The following is a 19,619-nucleotide window of genomic DNA, read 5'->3' on the forward strand; positions in this document are numbered from 1 at the left end:
TTATCAGAAAACCATCTTAAGAGTTTAACTTTTTATCCTTATATTAAGGAGGCTTTTAATGTGATATAATTATCATTCCTTTTCGGTTTTGGTATTATAAACTTTATAAACATTTTTTAAGAGAAGAAATTTACAAACCATTTATACATTCTTGGTAAGAAAATGTTTGTAATACTTGTTTATGATGCAAATGAAAAAAGGGTTCAAAAATTTCATAAAATATGTAAAAAATATTTAACATGGGTTCAAAACAGTGTTTTTGAAGGTGAAATCTCTGAAGCAAACCTAAGAATATTAATAGATGAATTGGAAGAGATAATGGATATTAAGGAAGATAGTATCTTGATATATAAATTTAGAACAAAAAAGTATTATGATAGAGAAACTATTGGAATTCCAAAACCTTCACATGAAGATTTATTTATCTAAAACCCAAAATAAAATTTATCTTTGATTTTAAATCCGGTTTCTAAATCATAAAAATATTCCAAATTGGAATAAGGTACATAATAAAATCCATTTTCTATATGTGGTGTATTATCTTTTATAGGGACAGATATAATATATTGATAAAACTTAGCTTTTAAATCATCAAAAGCTTTTTTCTTTTCAAAAATATCCCTTATTTGTATTATCTGACAAAATTCTTTCCATATTTTTTGGGCTTCTTCATCAACTTCAACAAATATATCTTCTTTATAATAATCTTCTTCAATCAGAACAAAATCTTTTATAGATGTTATTTTGTTTTTTTCTTTTTCTCCATCAAATTTTAAAGAATAAAGCATATTAAGTAAATCTATAGAAATTTTATCTGATTTTCTTTTTTGAATTTCATTATAAAAGTTATGAACAAGATTTAATATATCTTTTTCTTCGTAATAATCTTTATATAATATTGATTTTGTGATAGAAATTAAAACAGCATCATAAACATAAAAACTATATTCTTTATTATTGTTATCTACTAAATTTATGATATAAAAATTACCTTTGGATTTATTGCTATTGCGATTACACCTTCCGGCAGATTGGATTAGGCTATCTAAAGGGGCAAAATCTCTATAAACTACATCAAAATCTATATCTACGCCGGCTTCTACAAGTTGTGTTGAAACTACTATTCTTTTTTTACCTTCTTGAATTTCTTTTATTCTTTTAAATCTTTCTTTTGGAATTATATAAGTAGAAAGAAAGGTAATTTCTTCTTGATTAAATTGGTTTTTTAGCCTTTCGTATAACTCTTTTGCAGAATTTACAGTATTTAGTATAAATAAATAACTTTTATCTGGTTTTATATCAAGATTGCTACAAAATGCTTCTATGGTTTGTGGTGTTTTGTTTATATAGATGTTGTATCTATTTAAATTTTCAAAGTAATAATTTGAATTAATAGCAAGTTCTTTTGAATTTTCAAAAATAAATGGTTGTGTAGCTGTTGATAATATAACATAAAAATTGAACTTTTCTGCCATTTTTGTTAAAAATTCATTTATTAAAAGCCAGTATTTATGAGGTATTGATTGAATTTCATCAAGGATAATGATTGAGTTTGTAAATCTATGAAATTTTCTTATCATTTTATTTTTATTTGTAAATATAGAATAAAAAAATTGCATAAATGTAGTTGTAATAATCTTACTATTAAAACCTTCAATTAAAATTCTTGAACTATCATAATCAAATTCATCTTCTTTTTCTCTATAGCTAAAACCGGTTAAATGATGGTATTTTAATAATAATGTATTATCAACAGATATTTTAGAATGTTTTAAAACTTTTTCAAAAACATTATGATTTTGTTCTATTACAGATAAAAATGGTAAACTGTATATTATTTTTAAATCAATACCTCTTTCTTTTTTTACTTTTTCTGCTATTTTTAAAGCAAGTTTAAAAGAGATTAAAGTTTTACCTATACCGGTAGGTAAAGTAATTGTTAATATTTTATTGTTTATATCAATATCTTGATTTGTAATTTCTTCAAAAGCTTTTTTCCTCAAATTATTTATTTTATTATCTCTTTGAGATAATGCTCTTACATAACTATCTACAATGTTACTTTCTAAATCTATATCTTTAAACAAAATAGATTTATCAATTTTAATACCTACATCCGATTTATCAGCATCTAAAAGAAGAGAAAATAAAAGTAATGTATTAAGATAATAATCTAATGATTTTTTTTCTTTAAGATTTCTTATAAATCTTTTTATTTCTCTTAATTTTTTATTAATTTTATCAAAATCTATATCTTCAAAAGAAAATTTTAATAAATCTTTGTTTTTAATGTTTAAATTATTTAAAAATACATTAAATTTTTCTTTATCTATTGCATTTATTTGATTTTTTAGTAATTCTATTTCGGTATCTTCTAAAATAACTTCATTTAAAAAATCTCCTAAATTACCATGATGTCTTTTTGGTAATATAAATCCAAGAGAAAGTAAAAATAGGTCATTTATATTTTTAGAACTTAAATATCTTTCTGTAAGACATAAACCTATTACTCCGCCAAGTAAAGCATGTTTTGTTTCAGGTCTATTTCTAAGGGTTTTATCTCCTTTTATGTATTCTTGAAAATAATCGGTTGATTTTCCAATATCGTGGGAAAATGAAATAATAGTTAGAATATCTTTTAAGATTTCATTATAGATATTATCTTTTTCAAAAAATTTTAGAGATAACTTTATCACACTATTAATATGCTCTTCTAAAAGCCTATCTGGATGAGAAAGAAGTCCTGAATTAATTTTATCCATTTTTCACAGAAAAGAGATTATACTATCTCCCACTTTATAACAATTTTTAAACTTGCCTTCAAGAATATTACCTACAAGTTCCATAACTACATCTTTATAAGCTAAGGGTTCTCTATTTATATTCATATCTGTTGGTAATTTTTCTTTAAAATATTTTTTACCTTCTTTGATTTCTATTTCTTCTATATTTTCTGAAAGTATAGCTGTATCAACTTTATTTGAAATAGATAAAGGCTCTGCATTAGCTACATTAATAAAGGAAAAATTTGCCAATAAATTAGCAAGTCCTAAGGAAACGGTATAATAACATTCTTTATTTTGCACTTTCTCAATCAGTTGGTTAAATAAATCATCATTATCTATATTTATAAATAATCTATAAGCCGGTTGTTTTAAAAATTCTGTTTTAATCTGTGTCCGCGATTTTATAAGGTTAAAACTTCCTGAATTTTTTGTATCTATCAAGTTTAGCGTCATTCTTGTTTTTTTAATTGGTTTTAAAATTTGAATAGCTACCTTAGTGTTTCTACCATTTATATGTTTCAGATAATCATTTTTAGATAGCCCTAATATTGCTCCTAAAATTCCATAGATTGCTGTTGGTGGTGGGATAGAAAATGTAAGTGGTGAAGATGTAGTATAAAATTTTTTAAAATGTCCAAATTCTCCCCAAATGTCAAATATTAAAGTTTTTTTAGACATTTATAGCCTCTGAATATATATACTTTTGAAGTTCTTTCCTTACTGCTTCTTTTATAACAAGGTCAACTTTCAAACCAAATAAATCTTCTAAATAAAATTTTAATCCCATATAATTGTCAAAACTTTTTCTCCCTTTCTCAAACTCTACAAGAATATCAATATCACTTTCTGGAGTTTGCTCTCCTCTAACATAAGAACCAAAAATATATAAATTTTTCACACCATATTTTTCTTTTAGCTCCGGCATTCTCTCTTTCAAAGTTTGCTTTATTTCTTGTAAATTCATCTCTATTCCATTTTTAATAAAATTTTTTATAAAATAATTCTAAAAAATTATTTCTTCAAATTTAATTTTATCAGAGCTTAAATCTTTGCTTAATATTAAATTTCTATCTTTTTTATAAAATACTTTTTGTATTTTTTCTGCTTCTTCTTCCAATATCTCTAAAAGTTTATCAATATTTAAGATAAAATCATCTGTGCTTCGTAGTTCTTCATCTGTTTTTTCGCTTTCTATTTTTATATATCTGTGAAGTTCTCCTATATGAGAATTGATGCCTTCTTTATAAATTACTTCAATAAGTAATCTTGGCATTTGGTTTTTAGAACGGGTTATCAGATTTTTTGTCCCTTCCCAGATAGCCTTTTTAAGAAGTTCTAAATCTTCATTTGTTAATTTTGTTAATTTTGCTGCATTTTGATTTGCTACTCCATGAAAAGCAATAAATGAGTATGGAAGTATCCATTCTTCTCTAAAGGTTTTCTGCTCTTTCCCTGAGCTTGATGCAAAGGCTCCTGTTCCTTTTATAAATTCAAGTTTAACTCTGTGGAGAGATTGTCCCATACCAAATTGCACTGCTCCTGTATATGTGATAGAGCTATCTTTACTTTTTCCGGTAGTTATTGGTATAGTTCCACCAAATAATCTAACATCAATACATTCATTTAATATTTTTTCAGGATTGTTATCAAAATCTTTTGCTCTTGCTTTTGCATCTTGAATTTTTCCATCTTCGTTTGCTATTTCTCTAACGAATATTTCCAGTCCTTCAAACTCTTTTAAATAATCTCTAATAGTTCTTTTGAGCCTAACATCTGTAACAATATTTCTACCGGTTTCTTCATCTATTCTTGGTTTGTTTTCATCGTTTGGGTCACCGTTTGGATTTGCAAAGCTAACATCATACAAAAACAAATACTCTCTTCTGTTTTTAATAATTTCTCCCATCTTAATCACCTCTTAAATAATTTTTCTTATAAAGTTCAAATTAAAACTCCTTTTTGGCTAAATATATCTTTTGTAATTTCCTTTATCAGACAGTCTGACTTTCTTTCTCATTTTCATAAACCACATTTGCAACATCTTTATATAATGCCATTCCGGATACAAAATAAAAGTTGATTTCATCTATATTTAATTTAAATTTATCCTCTGATAATAAATTTTTACTTATTTCCTCAGCTATTTCTTTTTTACCTTTGTCATATTTATCATATTCCATTAGCTTGTTTATAACTTTTGCAAGTAAGCCTTTTATATCTTCTTCATTCATTTTTAAGCCTTTTAGATTTTTTACAAAAGGTGTGCTTTGCCTTTCTTGAGCTTGGATATTTAAAAGCATTTGAGTTAATGCTCCAAGTAAAAATATTCCCCTTTTAGCCGGTGTGTTTAAAGATTTTCCTACTTTTTGATAAATTTTTTCAAATTTTGAGTTTTCCATAATTTCTCCCTCATATTGTAATAAACCAATTTCTTCAAAAAATTTAATATTCATTAAAGCATCAAAAACAGTATAACTAAAATTATTACCATTAAGAAAATTTTCCCGTATTTTTTTATTAAAAATCTGTATCAATGTTTTAAAATCAATTTTTCCTTCTTTAAAAATTTTATCTATAACTTCATAAAATGTTTTATCAAATTCATCTAAAAATCTAACAATTTTTCCAAAATTATATTCTTGAGAGAAGATTTTATCAACTTTTTCTTTTGCATCAAATATTTTATGTATTCTTGACGGAAGAACATCCTCTATGGATAGAAGTATTCTTTCAGCAGCGTTATCTTTTTTTAAAAAGAGCAAATAAAAACTAACTACATCTTTATAATCTTTCAATATTTCAAATATTTCTTCCTTATCATCTGTTATTAATTTTTTATTTTCTAAGGTTATTTTTCCAGCTTCATAAGACAATATCTCATTTATTTCTTTCAAAGCTTCCGGAGTATCTAAGATTAATTTAGGAATAATATAATAATCTTTTCCATAAAATTTAAATTTAAGTTTTTCTTCTATATATTTTTTGGCATAATCTATTTTTAGAAAACATTCTTCGCATATAGGAAAATTTTTCCAAGCATCTTTTTTGCTAAATCCAGACGTTATATAACATTCTTTATCAAGTGTATAAAATTTATAAATTAAGGAAGTGGTAAAAACTTCATCTTTTTTTTCTCCACATACACTACAAACAGCATCTTTTTTAGATACTTCTTTTATTTTTGCCATAAAATCATTTATCAAAATCTCTTTAAAATTTGGTTCTTCTATTTCGTATAGATATTTTCCATCTATTTTTAAGGTGATAATTTTGCCGTCTTTTGTTTGGTTTTGTTTAATTTTTGTCAAGATTTCTTCTTTATGATTTTCTAATTCTTTGTAGATTTTGTTTATTTCCGGAATATTTTTATGATTTTCAAACCATCTTAAAATTTTATTTTCTAATGTTTTTTTCGGTTCAGTTATTCTGGAAGTAGGAGAAAAATCCGGAGCATTAGAGCCGGAAGCTCTTTTATATAGATATATTTTCCAATTCTCACCTTTAAACTCTTCAACTACCACATCTTTAAAATTTAAATCTTTATCAAATTCTAAAACAAATACCGTCTTATATGTTCCATTACTATCCGGATTTTCAAGGAGAATATCAACAACTTCTTTTTGTTCATTTTCTAAAAGCAACTGTCCAATGTATTTAAGTGCTGTTAGCATTTTGGTTTTCCTTTATTTTAGATGAGCATCTATTTTATCCAAAATATATTTCCCATCTTTGGATTTTATATATAACCTTCTGTTATCATTACCATCAAATGGGTATATTTCATATTGGTAAGTTTCTGAAATATTACCTTTTAGTTCGTGGAATCTCAAAGATTTTTTGCAATCTTGAAAATTTCTTTCTATACAGATTTCAAGGTCGTCAATTTTTTTATTTAATTGTAAGCGTTCAGAAGGATTTAAAGATTCAAATTGTTTCTTTAATTGAGTTGACATTTCTATTCTTTTTGAAATTGGTTCAACTAATCTTTCTTTGTAAACTTCATCTTTTATATTTTGCCATATAAGTTCTCCCCAAGGAGACATAGCAAAACCATTATCAATTTTTAAATAAACAATTTCAGGTAATTTATCTATCTCTTCTTTTATAACATCTTGATATATTCCTAATTCTAACATTCTAAATAAATTTAGGTTTTCCTTGAAAATACCTTCCTCTATCTTTATTGGTAATCTTGGTATTCTTAATAAATTCTCACTTGTTTCAAATATATATATACTTTCATCTGCATATAAAGAAGCTACAGTTTGTAGAAAACTATTTATACTTTTAAATCCACCGGTAAGGTTAAAAATTATTTTATATCCACCTGATTTGAAAGGCTTTATTATTTCATTGACTAAATTTTTTGCTAAATCTGACAAAGAAATTTGAAACTCTTCAAAAGAAGATGTTTTTAAATCTTTAGCTGTAATTGATTCTACATTTGTAATTCCCTTATTTTTAAATAACTCTATTAAAATTTCTGCAACTTTCTTACCTAAGTATGTATCTGTATGAAGAAAATAATGATAATCCATTTCAGGAAAGTTTTTAATATCATTTTGGTAAAAATTTATCAAAGCATTTAATTCTGCACTTGTTTCTTTTAGCTCTGATAAATTAAACTTTAATAACTTTTCTTTTACATCTTTTATAAATTTATCAAACTTTTCTTTTTTTTCCTTAGGAAATTCTTTTTCTGTATAATTAGAGTATTTATATATATTTTCATCAAAGTTCAATTCTTTTGCCATATTTGTAAGAATGCTTAAACCACAGCTTGTAAGAATAAAATTTCCTACGATTTTATCCATCCTAATACCTCATTTTCTTTAGTTAATCTTCTTGTTTTTGGGAAAGAAATGTTATATCCGGTTTTTTTAGAAAGCAAAACGATTGTATGACTTAGTTTTCCGGTAAATCTTCCTATTCTTATTAATGGATTTTCTTCTGTATTTTCATTTTCAAGATTTTGATAAAATTTTAAAATCTCTTGATTTTTATCTTTCCAATATTCTTTTTCTACATCTATTAAATCTTTTGCATATTCATAACAGCTTTGTTTCCAATTGATTATGTATTTATTGTATTTGAAATTTTGAAATTCTCTTCTATTTTGGAATATTTTTATTTTTGTTTCTAACTTTGTATCTTTTTTAAGACATTCTGCATATTCTGAAAATTTTTTCCTTGTATTTATAATTTCTATTTTTTTGGCTACGAGATTTTGTGTTTCTATCGGCTTTGTATCTTCTACCATAAAAAATTTCATTATATCATTTGATATTTTTCCGAATGCTTTTTCTTCTATTTCTCTTGCAATTTTATTATTTTTATCTTCATTAACAAATTTCAATTTATCTTTAAATTCCTGTAAATTATTTTTAACTATGCTATATAAAATAGCAGTTCTTATTGCTCCTTTTATTTCTGACCCCGGAATATAAGGTTTATCTGCTGTTTTTATAAACTCATGGATTTCATTTATGTTTGTATCATTTACATTTAAGCTATATCTTTTTATATCATTTAGGTATTTTCTTATTAAATTTTCATCTATTTCATTATTACTTTCTATTTGTGCAATTATATTTTCCAGCTGTTTTTCATCAAGTTTTGATAAAAATTTATTTAGACTATATATAACTATATTTCTGCCTTCCGGTATATATTCAAGTTTTGTTATTTTTTCGCCTGAACCTATATGAACCGGTGATTTTATAGTAAGATTTATTTTTTCTTCAATATATCCCATTTTTACCACTCCATATATACAGGAAATTCTAAGCCGTATTGGTATATATCATTACTAATATGTTTTAAAACTCCGGCAAACTGGTTGGTATCTTGTTTTTTTATTATTGAACCTTCTTCTATATAATCAATCTTACCTTTTAATTTTGGTTTCTCAAAACTTCCATCTGTATATGAGACAAATGTGTAAAAGTTATAATAGCTATTTTTTAAATTTATATTTTTTGCAATTATAGGAGAAAGGGTTATAAATTTATCCGTTTCTTTTCTTCCTAAGAATGAAAAATTTTTATCATCTTCTAAAATCTCTACCTTTCCCCAACCAATATTTTTATTTCCACCTAAACCAAGCTCCTGAACTATTTTTAATATTTTTTCAAACTCATTTATAAATGATTCATCAATAAATTTAACTAAAAAATATTTTTCTTGATTTTCAAAAGGGACAATCCCTTCCTCAAAATAAAGATTTTTAGATTCATTATTAATCCTATTTATCTGATTATGGACAAATATCTGATTTTTACCGAAATTTAAACTACTAAGATTTTCATCATTATCATAAATTACTCCGGATTTAACATTTAGCTTCATTAAATCATTTTGGTTTTTAACTTCTCCTTTTATAATCTTCTCTAAAACTTTTTGGGTAATATATACTGCATTTTTATATGGTTTTCTTTTTAATTTTTCTAATATTTTTATATCTGATGATAGCTTAAGTTCAAAAAATGGTTTAGGGAATAGATATATATCTTCTATAACCGGAAACGGAGAGGATATTAAAAATTTTGGATTTTCTGAAAATTCTTTTAAGAAATTTTCTAATCTATCTTTTCCATATAAAAGTCTATAAGCCCAACAAAAAGCACCGAAAATTGTATAGCTTTTTATAGTGGTATATGGTGATAAAAATTTTATTCTATAAGCCTTTATCATAACTACTGCCCGATTTTAGTTATTTTATCTATCTCATCTTTTAATTTCTCAATTTCTATTTCTTTTTCAACCCCATTTATATCTATTATTTTTGCTTTTTTGGGTTCGCCTATTTCTACTCTTCCATATCCTCTTGAACCACTTCCACCAAGATAATCATTTTCAAGTAGTTTTATACCTTTTTGTAATATTTCTAGTGTATTTTGATAGCTATCTCCTTCAAAGAGTCTTATTATTATATTTCCTTTAAATATTGAACCGGGAATAACTCTTTCTTGATGTCTTGGATGTGCTGCTGTGCCGGTTATTCTATTTATAGTATTTTCTGTTTTGATTTCTGTATATAAACCTTCAAGCACATCTTCCCACATCTGTATGGTTTCCATTGTAGGATAAAAATCATCAAATCTAACTCTTACAGGTTCTGTTTGATTTTTGCCGGCTTTATGAGTTCCAAAAAGTTTGCATATATTACATTTTCCACAGTTACAAGGTTCTCCATTGTTAGATATTGCAATTGGAAGATTTGGATTATTTTGAGGTTTTTCTACCCATTCAAGTAAAGCTCTTATTTTACCTTTTAAAGATGAACCGGGAATATATGGAACATTTCTTTTTCCTTCATAATAAGGTGTTTTTATAACTATATTATCTATTCCACCTATTTCTATACTCTCCTTAGAACCGCCTATATGCAATCCGGTTAATACTTCAATTTCATAGCTTAATTTTAAAATAGCTTTTAATGGCTTGTTAAAAGTAGCTTGATTGTTTGACATCTTTTATTCCTCCTTTGGATGATGATATGTATGATAAGCAATAATTGCTTCAAAAATGTGGTCAAAAGCTTCAAAATCTTTTCTTTTGCCATCTTTTAATTTTAGAAGTAATAATTTCATAAATTCATAAAAATTCTTATCTATAGTTTTTCTACCGGAAGCATAAGCAAGTTTTGGTATAAGGGCAGTTACTCTAATACGGATATCCGGTTTTAAATTTTCATCCGGTTTAATTTCTACTATCTTTTGTTTTAATTCTTTTACTTCATTGAAAAATTTTCTTAACTGGCTTCTTTTTATTGTTGTTTCTTTGGCTATTTTTTCTGCAAATCCGTTCGGTTCTATAAATTTCTCAATATCAAGTTCAGATATATTTTTTCCTTTTAAATTTCTTTCAAGCACAATATTAAATGCGTATAAAAAATCTACATTATTCCATCCTTTAGTTCTTTTTATTTCTTTAATTTCGTTATAAACTTCTTCAACAGTCATCCTAATTACCTCCTCTGGTTTTCATTAATACTAAAGGGATTATAACATCTAAATTTTTTAAAACATTTTTTGTGGTTATTAAAATTTTGCCATTTTCTTTAAAACCTTCTTTTATTAACGTATTTTCAAAAAATTCTCTGACATCATTATCTTTTATATTTCTTGCAATTTGATAGTAGATTTTAGGATATATCATAGCTTTTATCTTTTCCTCTTTTCCTATATAACTTTGATGAAATCTCAATAATTTAAATAAAAAGCTTCTGCTTATTTTATCTTTTTCGTAATATTCTATAATTTTATTGGCTAATTTAATGATATACTCGTAAAATACAACTTCTTTATTTTCTTCCGGATTTGATATTCCTATATTGTATAAAATAGAGTTATCATTGCTATATTCATTCTGGATAAGGATTTCTAAGGTTTTTCTTCCTTGATAATCTCTCCATCTAAATGGTTTATCTAATATAGCTATGTTATCTTTTAAAATAATATTACCATTTTGTTTAAACATTGTTTTTTTAGCGATATTTTCAAGATTTTCCGAAAATTTAGCAGTCATGTGGATAGGTGTTGTAGGGGAAGATATGTATATTCCACCGGATAATCCAAAATCTAAATTTTTTCCGGTATATTTATAAAATTCTTCCCTTAATCTTAATGCAAAATCTAAAATTATGTTATAAGGTGCTATTAAAAATAAATCATCACCACCGGAATAAACAATATATATTAAAGAGTTTATATTTTTCAGTTCTATCTCTTTATTTCCTACTTTCTTTTTAATTGGTAAACTCTCTTTTGTAAAATCCTGAACTAATTTATTGATATATCCACTAAAAAATAAATCAAGCATTCTACTTAATGTAGCAACCCTTGATATTGTGTATCTTTCGGAGTCATTTTTGCCTTTTTTTCTAAGTCCATCGCTAAAAATTAATCCGAGATTATCTACATCGGCTCTGAATATACCAAGTTTTTTATCACCTTCTGATAACTCAGCTAACCAAGAAAAAGGAACAACATTTGCTTTGAGAGTTTCATCCCCTTTTTTGAAAGTTTCATTATCTTTATTTTCAGCTATGATTTTGAAAAATTCTTCATTATCTTCATCTATAAAAGGCACTGTATTTCCTAAGAATTTAAAACCATTATTTTTTTCAAAAGTTGTATCATTTAATAAAAGTATTTCTTCTGCATCTTTAAATTTATCAATATTTTCCTCTTCTACAAGATAGACCGTTCCAAAATTTCCAAGAGTAATGGAAGTAATATTATTTTGATTAGTTATATTTTTACCGAATACTATATACTTAATTTTTGGTAATTTATTTCCTATTTCATTTGACTTTTCACAAAGATAACAGATAGCATCCTCTTTTTCAACCGGTAGTTTTTTACAAGAAGGACATATAAATTCTTTTTTGCTTTCATTTTCATCTTTTCCGATTTGTTTATCAAATCTTTGTTTTTTCTTTTTATCAAGTAAAATTTGAAGTTCATCTATAACATCTGCATAATTTTTATGGTCTTTTCCGGTAAGATACTCTCCGGAAAATTCTTTATAAGCTATTGTTATTCCAAGTTCTGCAAAAAATTCTTTATAAAAATATTCTTGAAGTTTTTCTTTTATTTCTTCTAATTTTTTATTATTATTCTCTGTATTTGCAACTAATAATTGGAATTTTCCACCACTTGTATATATTGCATTTGTGATTGTATATCCAAGCTCATTTAATATATGTCTTGATATAATCTCCGGTATCATAGAAACTAAGAATGAACGACCTCTTAATGCTTTGGATATTGAAAAATTTTTTATACCTTGAGTTTTTCCTAAGTTATATATAAATTTTTGAATTCCGTTTATATCTGCTTCTATCAAGAGTAAAAAGTCTTGTTTTTCCAATGCGTTAAAATCCAGTTTTGATATATCTAATCCGGTTTGTTTTGCATAATCGTATATAGCACAGGCAATTGCTGATAATATTCTTGAATGGTCAAATAAAGATATATCCGGATAATGTCTGCTTTTTTTCTCAATATCATAAGTAGATGCCGGCACACACCAAAGATATTTTTGAAGCAGATAATATATAAATATAAATGCTTGTTTCCCTTTAAATCTTGATAATTTTTTTAGTTCATTTATAAATTCATTCCATAAATCCTTATAATTTCCAAGTTCTTCTTCTATTTCTGCTTTATTTTTGCCTATAAATCTTATAAAATTACCTTCATAAATACCTTCATAGGTTTTTGGAAAAATTCTTTCGTCTAATGCCAAAGGCTCCAATCTATAATATCCAAAATCTTTTCCTCCTGTATCTGATTCTCCTGTAAATGATACCCTTTCAAAAACTGTATGTAAAAAGTTTATTTCATCTTCTCTTATTCGCTCTCTTTCGGCAGAGGAAAACCAATCTGCTATCTGCATTATTTTTTCAAGCTCATTTGAAGGATTATGATGCTTAGATGCTATATTTGCTATCTCTTCCGGATTAAGATTTAGATTTTTTTCTAAATATTCTCTGAAAAATTTTTTTATTGCTATATATGAATATAATGCATGGTCATATTTAAAATCTTCTTTATTGTAATTTGAGATATTTTCTTCCGGTTTTGTCCTTAAATAAAACTTTCCAATATCGTGAAGCAGACCTGCTAAGGCTAATTTTTCTATATTATTCATCTTTACCTCTTGCAGTTTTTTATATTAAAAACATAAAATTTAATCAATTTCTGACATTACCTCTATCATCCCAAAACCTTGGGAGTTTTTTGCTCCAAGTCCGGCATCATAAACAACTTTAAACATATCCGGATTTGTTTTTATTTTAAATATTCCTTCATAAGCCTCTATCGGAAAATCTTTATATTTGAATAATACTTTTTTTATATCTTTTGCCGGCTTTATATCTATTGGAAATTCTTCTATATTTTCACCAGTTATAAGATTATATTTTTTAGTTAGATTAATTTTTATTAGCTCTGCAAAATCTTTTTCCGATGGAGAGTAATATTTGTAATATTTTTTATCATTTTCTATGGTTCTATAAACTGTTATCGGTGATAAGGTTTTTATATAAAACTCTTCTTTGAATTCTGGCTGTTTTTGAATTTCTATCTCTTGTAGATAAAGGTTATTCTTTCCAAGGAAAATCCTATCTTTTCTTATAAAATTTTCTCCCCATCTGTGTGGTATCTCTTCTATGGCTGAGGATATATATATGCTGATTGGTGATTTGTATTTTATCTTTTTATCTTTTAAAAGTGGAAAATATTGCTCTGAATAGATTTTTGAAAATGTAAATAATTTAAAAGCTCTGTTATTATAAAAAAATCCTATATCGTGTAGGTATTTGGCAAGTGGTTCCGGTAGATTTCCATAAAGCATCCCCTGAATATATTCATTATGATGGATAGGAAGATATATATATTCTTTATCTGCTGAAAAAGATATTTTTAATCTCAAAAGTTTTTCCCCTCTTTTTTATAACTTTGAAAATTATAAAAAATTTTTTGGAAATTTGCAAACGGATTTTTATGAAAAAATTTGAGTTCTAATATGGTAAAAAAGGATATTGATATAAATTAATTAGTCCTTATTTTTCAATTCTTTATATGTAAGTATGATATTAATATTTTCTTCTAAATCTAAGTTAGCAAAATCTTTATCCAAAGTGATTAAATTATTTATATCTTTTTCTATACAGATAGCAAGAATTAAAGCATCTTTAGGTAATAATCCGTATCTTTCGCAAATATTAAACAAAATTTCATGTGTGTTTTTACTTGGCGAAATAACTTTAAAAAAGGTTTTTAGAATACTTTCAATTAAAGGAATAACAATTTTGTATGTATCTTTTGCTATGTTAGGATTGTGCTTTAAATCCCAGTAAGATTTTTTAGAAAAATGTTTTACAAGAACATACAATATCTCTTCTATTGCATCTAAGGTTAGATAATATTCATTGTTAGGATTGCTTTTAACAAAATTAACAATATTTACTGCTTCAGGATTACCTTTCATATATTCAATAATTACATTACTATCTACCATAAATTTCTTCATAAATTTCTCCAATAAGTTCTTCAGCCGATTTATCTGTTTTTAATATTCCTTTAAGTTTATCAAGAGCTTCCTCGCCTTTTTTTCTTTCTTCAAATTCTTTTAAAATCTTTTCTATTTCTTGTGATGTCAATGATGTTTTTATTTTTAATTCTTTTTCATCTTTTGTTTCAATGATTACTTTACCCATAACAACACTCCATAAAATGAAATCTTTATTTAGAGTTTTAAAAATCGCTATTCAGTTAATATTATAGCAAGTTTTTCGTGATAATCTATAACAACCCCCTTATCTTTTTACCCCTTAAACTTCTAATTTATCCATATCTTTTTTCATAACAACTTTTTTATGAAAAAAATTTGAGTCTGTCGATGTAGATTTTTTAGGACTAATTGAGACAAAATCTCACAGTAAAAAATGGCAAAAATTGAGAGTTTGGCTTACAGTATCAACGATTAGCCGATGTCCAGGGTTTTTTGCAAGATTGGAGGTCGACTGAAAATAAATTCAATTTGACAGAAATAATTTTTTGTATTATGATATAATATAGATAAGTAATTGTAAGCATTACTTGGCAACTGAATAAGATATAAAATTTCGGGTTTGTAGCGTGCCTATAAGGAGTTGAAACATAACTTCCTTTAATAGAGTTTCTACTATTTTCTTTGCTTGTTTGTAGCGTGCCTATAAGGAGTTGAAACATCTCTTCACTGTTTTGTGCTATTTTGATTACCGATAGTTTGTAGCGTGCCTATAAGGAGTTGAAACTGATTAAATTTTCATCTTCTACTAATAGGAAATTATTAGTTTGTAGCGTGCCTATAAGGAGTTGAAACTGATAGCTCTTGCTGTAATTTCTTCTATTTTGATATTGTTTGTAGCGTGCCTATAAGGAGTTGAAACAAGAACTGAATTTGTGAATTCTCCCTATTGAAATCAGTTTGTAGCGTGCCTATAAGGAGTTGAAACTAATAATATCGATTTCGGTTAAACATTTGTTTAAATTGTTTGTAGCGTGCCTATAAGGAGTTGAAACTTTTTGGGGGTTTTGTAATGACAGATAAACAGACAAAAGTTTGTAGCGTGCCTATAAGGAGTTGAAACCGTTGTCAAGTTTTTCTATTTCATCTTTTAACATTAAGTTTGTAGCGTGCCTATAAGGAGTTGAAACAATCCACCATCAATAGAGATACAGCAGGGTATAATGAGTTTGTAGCGTGCCTATGAGGAGTTGAAACTCGCTAAAATATCAGGAAAGCATAATAAAGAATTATCGTTTGTAGCGTGCCTATGAGGAGTTGAAACGAAGATATCCGGATAGAATAGGCTCTATCCTAAACAAGTTTGTAGCGTGCCTATGAGGAGTTGAAACTACAAAAATCCCCATACATCCCAGAACAATCTATCAAGTTTGTAGCGTGCCTATGAGGAGTTGAAACAACACTTCAAGTAACCCTTGAATGATAACACCCTTTGTTTGTAGCGTGCCTATGAGGAGTTGAAACATCCGGAACAGAGGAATCATCAGAAGAAAAAATCAGAAGTTTGTAGCGTGCCTATAAGGAGTTGAAACTTTTAATCTATTTAGTATTTCTTCCAATTTATACCAGTTTGTAGCGTGCCTATAAGGAGTTGAAACTAATATCTCCATTATCTAATTGTCTTGTAATAAATCGTTTGTAGCGTGCCTATAAGGAGTTGAAACAATTTTATTGTCAATATTTCGCTAAATTCTTAGCAGAGTTTGTAGCGTGCCTATGAGGAGTTGAAACGTCTCAATCTGTTTTTGAGATTTAGTCTCAATTGGGTTTGTAGCGTGCCTATGAGGAGTTGAAATAATAAATTGGTGTTCTTAATTTCTATAAATAATCCTAAAGTTTGTAGCGTGCCTATGAGGAGTTGAAACGCTATTCTTTCTAAATTAAACATAGAATTACCATAAAGGTTTGTAGGGTGCCTATAAGGAGTTGAAACTTTATACAATGGTCGCATGCTATATTCCACAACTCTGGAGTTTGTAGCGTGCCTATAAAGAGTTGAAATAATAAATAAAAGTAGATAGTAAATATGGCTTAGCGATTAATAGTTATAAAGATTTAAAGCTTAGATTTATGTTTGTTTTTTAAACAAATCTGTAATAAGCATATAAACGATTGGGAGAGAGCCTAAGAGACCGAATAAACCAGCGATAAAAAAAGTATCTTGAAATGAAAAATTTAAAGCCTGTAAGTTTTGCACTGCATAGATTACAGCTTTTGCTTTTTGCTCTATTATATTTTCCGGCACAAATCCATCCATCTTAGATATTAAACCCTGTAAAAACTCAGAAACATAACCATAATTTTGCATAGCATTTATACCTTCAAAATGCTCATACTGATGCCGGTATAAATCATTTGTAGCTATAGCCGTTCCGAAAGAACCACCTACAAATCTTGCATAATGCATTAAACCGGTTCCGAGAGAAGTTTTTTCACCTAAATATCTAAGTGCTAAGGTTGTAGTTGGAGCAAAAAACATACCCATAGAGATACCAAGAGGAATAGTCATAATAGCTGCTTGCACAGAAGGAGTATAATAATCAAGCTTTGGCAGTATAAACAAAGAAGCAATAATATATATAGTAGCACTTATATAAATTACATATTTTTCATTCCATTTATCAGACAAAATACCAGCAACCGGAGAAAACATAGCTATAAATACAGCAAAGGCCAAAATATGCAATCCTGCATCAAAAGTTGATAATCCTTTTAAATTCTCAAAATATAAAGGAAGCAAATAAAAAACCTGATACATAGAAAATCCAAGAAGTAAAAAATATATAATAAATCCAACCGTATATTCTTTAACCATAAAAATAGAAAAATCTATAAGTGGTTTTTTTGAAATAATCTCTGAAACTATATAAAATAAAAAAGAAAAAATAGATATGATAGCAAGATAAACAATAGTATCGGACATAAACCAGCCAAGCTGTTGTCCTTTTGAAAGAAGTATCAATAAAGATATAGTAAAAGATGATAAAAAGAAATATGAAACAAAATTTAATTTTTCTTTTGTTCTATGCAACGATGTTTCCGGAAGATAAAATATTGCAAGCAAAGTGGTAATAACTCCAACAGGTAAATTTATAAAAAATACCCATCTCCAATCAAGATATTCCGTTAAATATCCACCGAGAGTTGGACCAAGTGCCGGTGCAAAGCTAACACCAAGCCCAAATATCCCCATAGCCATACCTTTTTTTTCTACCGGATATACCGAAAAAAGAATAGTCTGGGCAGTTGCCATTATGAGAGCTTCTCCGGTTCCCTGTAATATTCTGGAAAAAATCATCCATTCTATGCTTTGAGCTTGTCCGCATAAAAAAGATGCAGTGGTGAAAATTATAATTCCGGCTATATATACTATTCTCAGTCCTATTACTTTATCAAGCCATTCTGATAATATTAAACCGGTGGCTGCTGCTATCATATATGCAGTTATCACCCATTGGATACCATATAAATCTGTGCCAAGTGGAGACATCATCTTTGGCACTACTATATCAACAATGGTAGTATCCAAAATAGCCATAAAGGCACCTGTCATAACAATAAATGTTATTAAAACCCTTTCTCCTGTTGATATTCTTTCATAAATAGGTTTTTCCATCTTATTTATCCTTCTTTATCTCAACTTCTCCACCAAGACCAACCCTTAATAAAGAAAAATCGCCTTTTGTTATTCTTATTTTTACGGGTATTCTCTGGGCTACTTTTGTAAATTCACCGGCAGATATATCTCTCGGCACGAGGGCATATGTTGCAGCAGAAGCATATCCTATCTCTTCTACTACTCCTTCAAATTCTTTATCCGGATAAGCATCAAGTTTTATATAAGCTATGCTTCCTTTTTTTATACCTTTTAGTTTTGTTTCTTCAAGTAAAACATTTATATAAAAGCTATCTTTTTTGATAACTGAATAAATCGGTATACCGGATTTTACAATATCTCCAATAGAAACAAATTTTTTTGCTATAACCCCATCAAATGGTGCTCTTAAAGTAGTATAATTTATCTGATTTTCTAAATCTTCTTTTTGTTTGTTTAAAGCTTCTATCTGTTTTTGTAATGAAAGAATGGATTTATCAAGTTCTGAAATCTGGATTTTTTGCACTTTTGCAAGATTTATTCCTTCTTCTGCTTTTTTTATGGAGACATTTAGTTCTTCTAAATTCTTTTCAAGGGCTGATTTTTGTTTTTGTAAAACCGAAAGCTGGGTTTGTATCTGTTCAAATTTTTGTTTTGGTATTAAGCCTTTATTTAATAAATTTTCATATCTTTCATAATCTTTCTTTGTCTGGTTAATTTGGGCTTCTACCTGTTTTATCTGCTCTGATAGTGCCTCTTTTCTTTTGTTTATCTCTTCTTTTGTTAAACTGCTATTTATCTGATTTATATCTAATTCTTTTGATATTCTATCTTTTTTAATCTCCAGTTCTTCTTTTTGGTATTCAAGGCTTTCTATCTGTTTTTCTATCTGCTGTAGGGAGATTTTATAATCTGTATCATCTATTTTTGCAAGTTCTTGCCCTTCTTTTACAAAATCTCCTTCTTTTGCAAAAAGTTGTATCACTTTACCGGATACCCTTTGAAATCCTATGTTTGATATATAATCGCTTTCAACAAATACTGCATCTGTTATAGCATACTCCATTCTATGTTTTATCCATTTTATTGCTACAACGGCAAACAATAATATAAGTATTCCTACAATTATTAGACCTATCTTCTTTTTGTTATCCATC

At 27.0% G+C, this 19,619-nt stretch carries 17 protein-coding genes and 1 CRISPR repeat array; of the genes, 1 reads left to right on the top strand and 16 read right to left on the bottom strand.

The features are described 5' to 3' along the window. Nucleotides 1-162 precede the first annotated feature (162 nt). Nucleotides 163-429, top strand: a complete 267-nt coding sequence (gene cas2 / locus QOR43_RS01815; protein WP_265133885.1) for a CRISPR-associated endonuclease Cas2 — start codon at nucleotides 163-165, stop codon at nucleotides 427-429. Here cas2 and cas3 read toward each other — a convergent pair. The 16 genes from cas3 to QOR43_RS01895 form a co-directional block, all read right to left on the bottom strand. Further along, a complete protein-coding gene (gene cas3, locus QOR43_RS01820; protein ID WP_265133886.1) occupies nucleotides 426-2,762 on the bottom strand; it encodes a CRISPR-associated helicase Cas3' in 2,337 nt (778 codons plus the stop codon). The genes cas2 and cas3 overlap by 4 nt on opposite strands. 3 nt (nucleotides 2,763-2,765) lie before the next feature. Beyond that, nucleotides 2,766-3,464 carry a type I-B CRISPR-associated protein Cas5b gene (cas5b, locus tag QOR43_RS01825; RefSeq protein ID WP_265133887.1) on the bottom strand — a complete coding sequence of 233 codons (699 nt, stop codon included), beginning with the start codon at nucleotides 3,462-3,464 and terminating at the stop codon, nucleotides 2,766-2,768. After that, nucleotides 3,457-3,750 (bottom strand): nucleotidyltransferase family protein, encoded by a 294-nt coding sequence (locus QOR43_RS01830; protein ID WP_265133888.1) that lies wholly within the window; start codon nucleotides 3,748-3,750, stop codon nucleotides 3,457-3,459. Before QOR43_RS01830 ends, cas5b begins: the two co-directional genes overlap by 8 nt. A gap of 39 nt (nucleotides 3,751-3,789) precedes the next feature. Continuing rightward, the gene (gene cas7b / locus QOR43_RS01835) at nucleotides 3,790-4,692 is read right to left on the bottom strand and encodes a type I-B CRISPR-associated protein Cas7/Csh2 (RefSeq protein WP_265133889.1); all 903 of its coding nucleotides are present in this window, start codon (nucleotides 4,690-4,692) and stop codon (nucleotides 3,790-3,792) included. A gap of 85 nt (nucleotides 4,693-4,777) precedes the next feature. Next, complete coding sequence (locus QOR43_RS01840) at nucleotides 4,778-6,457, bottom strand: TIGR02556 family CRISPR-associated protein (RefSeq protein WP_265133890.1); 1,680 nt, start codon at nucleotides 6,455-6,457, stop codon at nucleotides 4,778-4,780. A gap of 12 nt (nucleotides 6,458-6,469) precedes the next feature. Further along, nucleotides 6,470-7,600, bottom strand: coding sequence for a putative CRISPR-associated protein (locus QOR43_RS01845; protein ID WP_265133891.1), 1,131 nt, complete (start codon nucleotides 7,598-7,600; stop codon nucleotides 6,470-6,472). Further along, a complete protein-coding gene (csm5, locus tag QOR43_RS01850; RefSeq protein WP_265133892.1) occupies nucleotides 7,585-8,541 on the bottom strand; it encodes a type III-A CRISPR-associated RAMP protein Csm5 in 957 nt (318 codons plus the stop codon). Before csm5 ends, QOR43_RS01845 begins: the two co-directional genes overlap by 16 nt. Nucleotides 8,542-8,543: 2 nt before the next feature. Then, the gene (csm4, locus tag QOR43_RS01855) at nucleotides 8,544-9,479 is read right to left on the bottom strand and encodes a type III-A CRISPR-associated RAMP protein Csm4 (RefSeq protein ID WP_265133893.1); all 936 of its coding nucleotides are present in this window, start codon (nucleotides 9,477-9,479) and stop codon (nucleotides 8,544-8,546) included. Nucleotides 9,480-9,481: 2 nt separating this feature from the next. Beyond that, the gene (gene csm3 / locus QOR43_RS01860) at nucleotides 9,482-10,258 is read right to left on the bottom strand and encodes a type III-A CRISPR-associated RAMP protein Csm3 (protein ID WP_265133894.1); all 777 of its coding nucleotides are present in this window, start codon (nucleotides 10,256-10,258) and stop codon (nucleotides 9,482-9,484) included. Between the two features lie 3 nt (nucleotides 10,259-10,261). Beyond that, a complete protein-coding gene (gene csm2, locus QOR43_RS01865; protein ID WP_265133895.1) occupies nucleotides 10,262-10,750 on the bottom strand; it encodes a type III-A CRISPR-associated protein Csm2 in 489 nt (162 codons plus the stop codon). Between the two features lies 1 nt (nucleotide 10,751). Further along, complete coding sequence (gene cas10, locus QOR43_RS01870) at nucleotides 10,752-13,445, bottom strand: type III-A CRISPR-associated protein Cas10/Csm1 (RefSeq protein WP_265133896.1); 2,694 nt, start codon at nucleotides 13,443-13,445, stop codon at nucleotides 10,752-10,754. 39 nt (nucleotides 13,446-13,484) lie between these two features. Next, on the bottom strand, nucleotides 13,485-14,228 hold the full coding sequence (cas6, locus tag QOR43_RS01875; RefSeq protein WP_265133897.1) for a CRISPR-associated endoribonuclease Cas6: 744 nt from the start codon (nucleotides 14,226-14,228) through the stop codon (nucleotides 13,485-13,487). 123 nt (nucleotides 14,229-14,351) lie between these two features. Continuing rightward, nucleotides 14,352-14,828: a PIN domain-containing protein gene (locus QOR43_RS01880; RefSeq protein ID WP_265133898.1), complete on the bottom strand. Its 477-nt coding sequence runs from the start codon at nucleotides 14,826-14,828 to the stop codon at nucleotides 14,352-14,354. Then, nucleotides 14,806-15,015 carry a hypothetical protein gene (locus QOR43_RS01885; protein ID WP_265133899.1) on the bottom strand — a complete coding sequence of 70 codons (210 nt, stop codon included), beginning with the start codon at nucleotides 15,013-15,015 and terminating at the stop codon, nucleotides 14,806-14,808. Before QOR43_RS01885 ends, QOR43_RS01880 begins: the two co-directional genes overlap by 23 nt. Nucleotides 15,016-15,427: 412 nt before the next feature. After that, nucleotides 15,428-16,869: a CRISPR direct-repeat array (repeat unit 30 nt; unit sequence GTTTGTAGCGTGCCTATAAGGAGTTGAAAC). A 66-nt stretch (nucleotides 16,870-16,935) separates the two neighbouring features. Further along, entirely contained in the window at nucleotides 16,936-18,483 is a 1,548-nt protein-coding gene (locus QOR43_RS01890; protein ID WP_265133900.1) for a DHA2 family efflux MFS transporter permease subunit, read from the bottom strand. A gap of 1 nt (nucleotide 18,484) precedes the next feature. Then, the gene (locus QOR43_RS01895; protein ID WP_265133901.1) at nucleotides 18,485-19,618 is read right to left on the bottom strand and encodes an HlyD family secretion protein; all 1,134 of its coding nucleotides are present in this window, start codon (nucleotides 19,616-19,618) and stop codon (nucleotides 18,485-18,487) included. Between the last annotated feature and the right edge of the window lies 1 nt (nucleotide 19,619).

This window comes from Venenivibrio stagnispumantis, assembly GCF_900182795.1.
GTDB classification, from domain to species: domain Bacteria; phylum Aquificota; class Aquificia; order Aquificales; family Hydrogenothermaceae; genus Venenivibrio; species Venenivibrio stagnispumantis.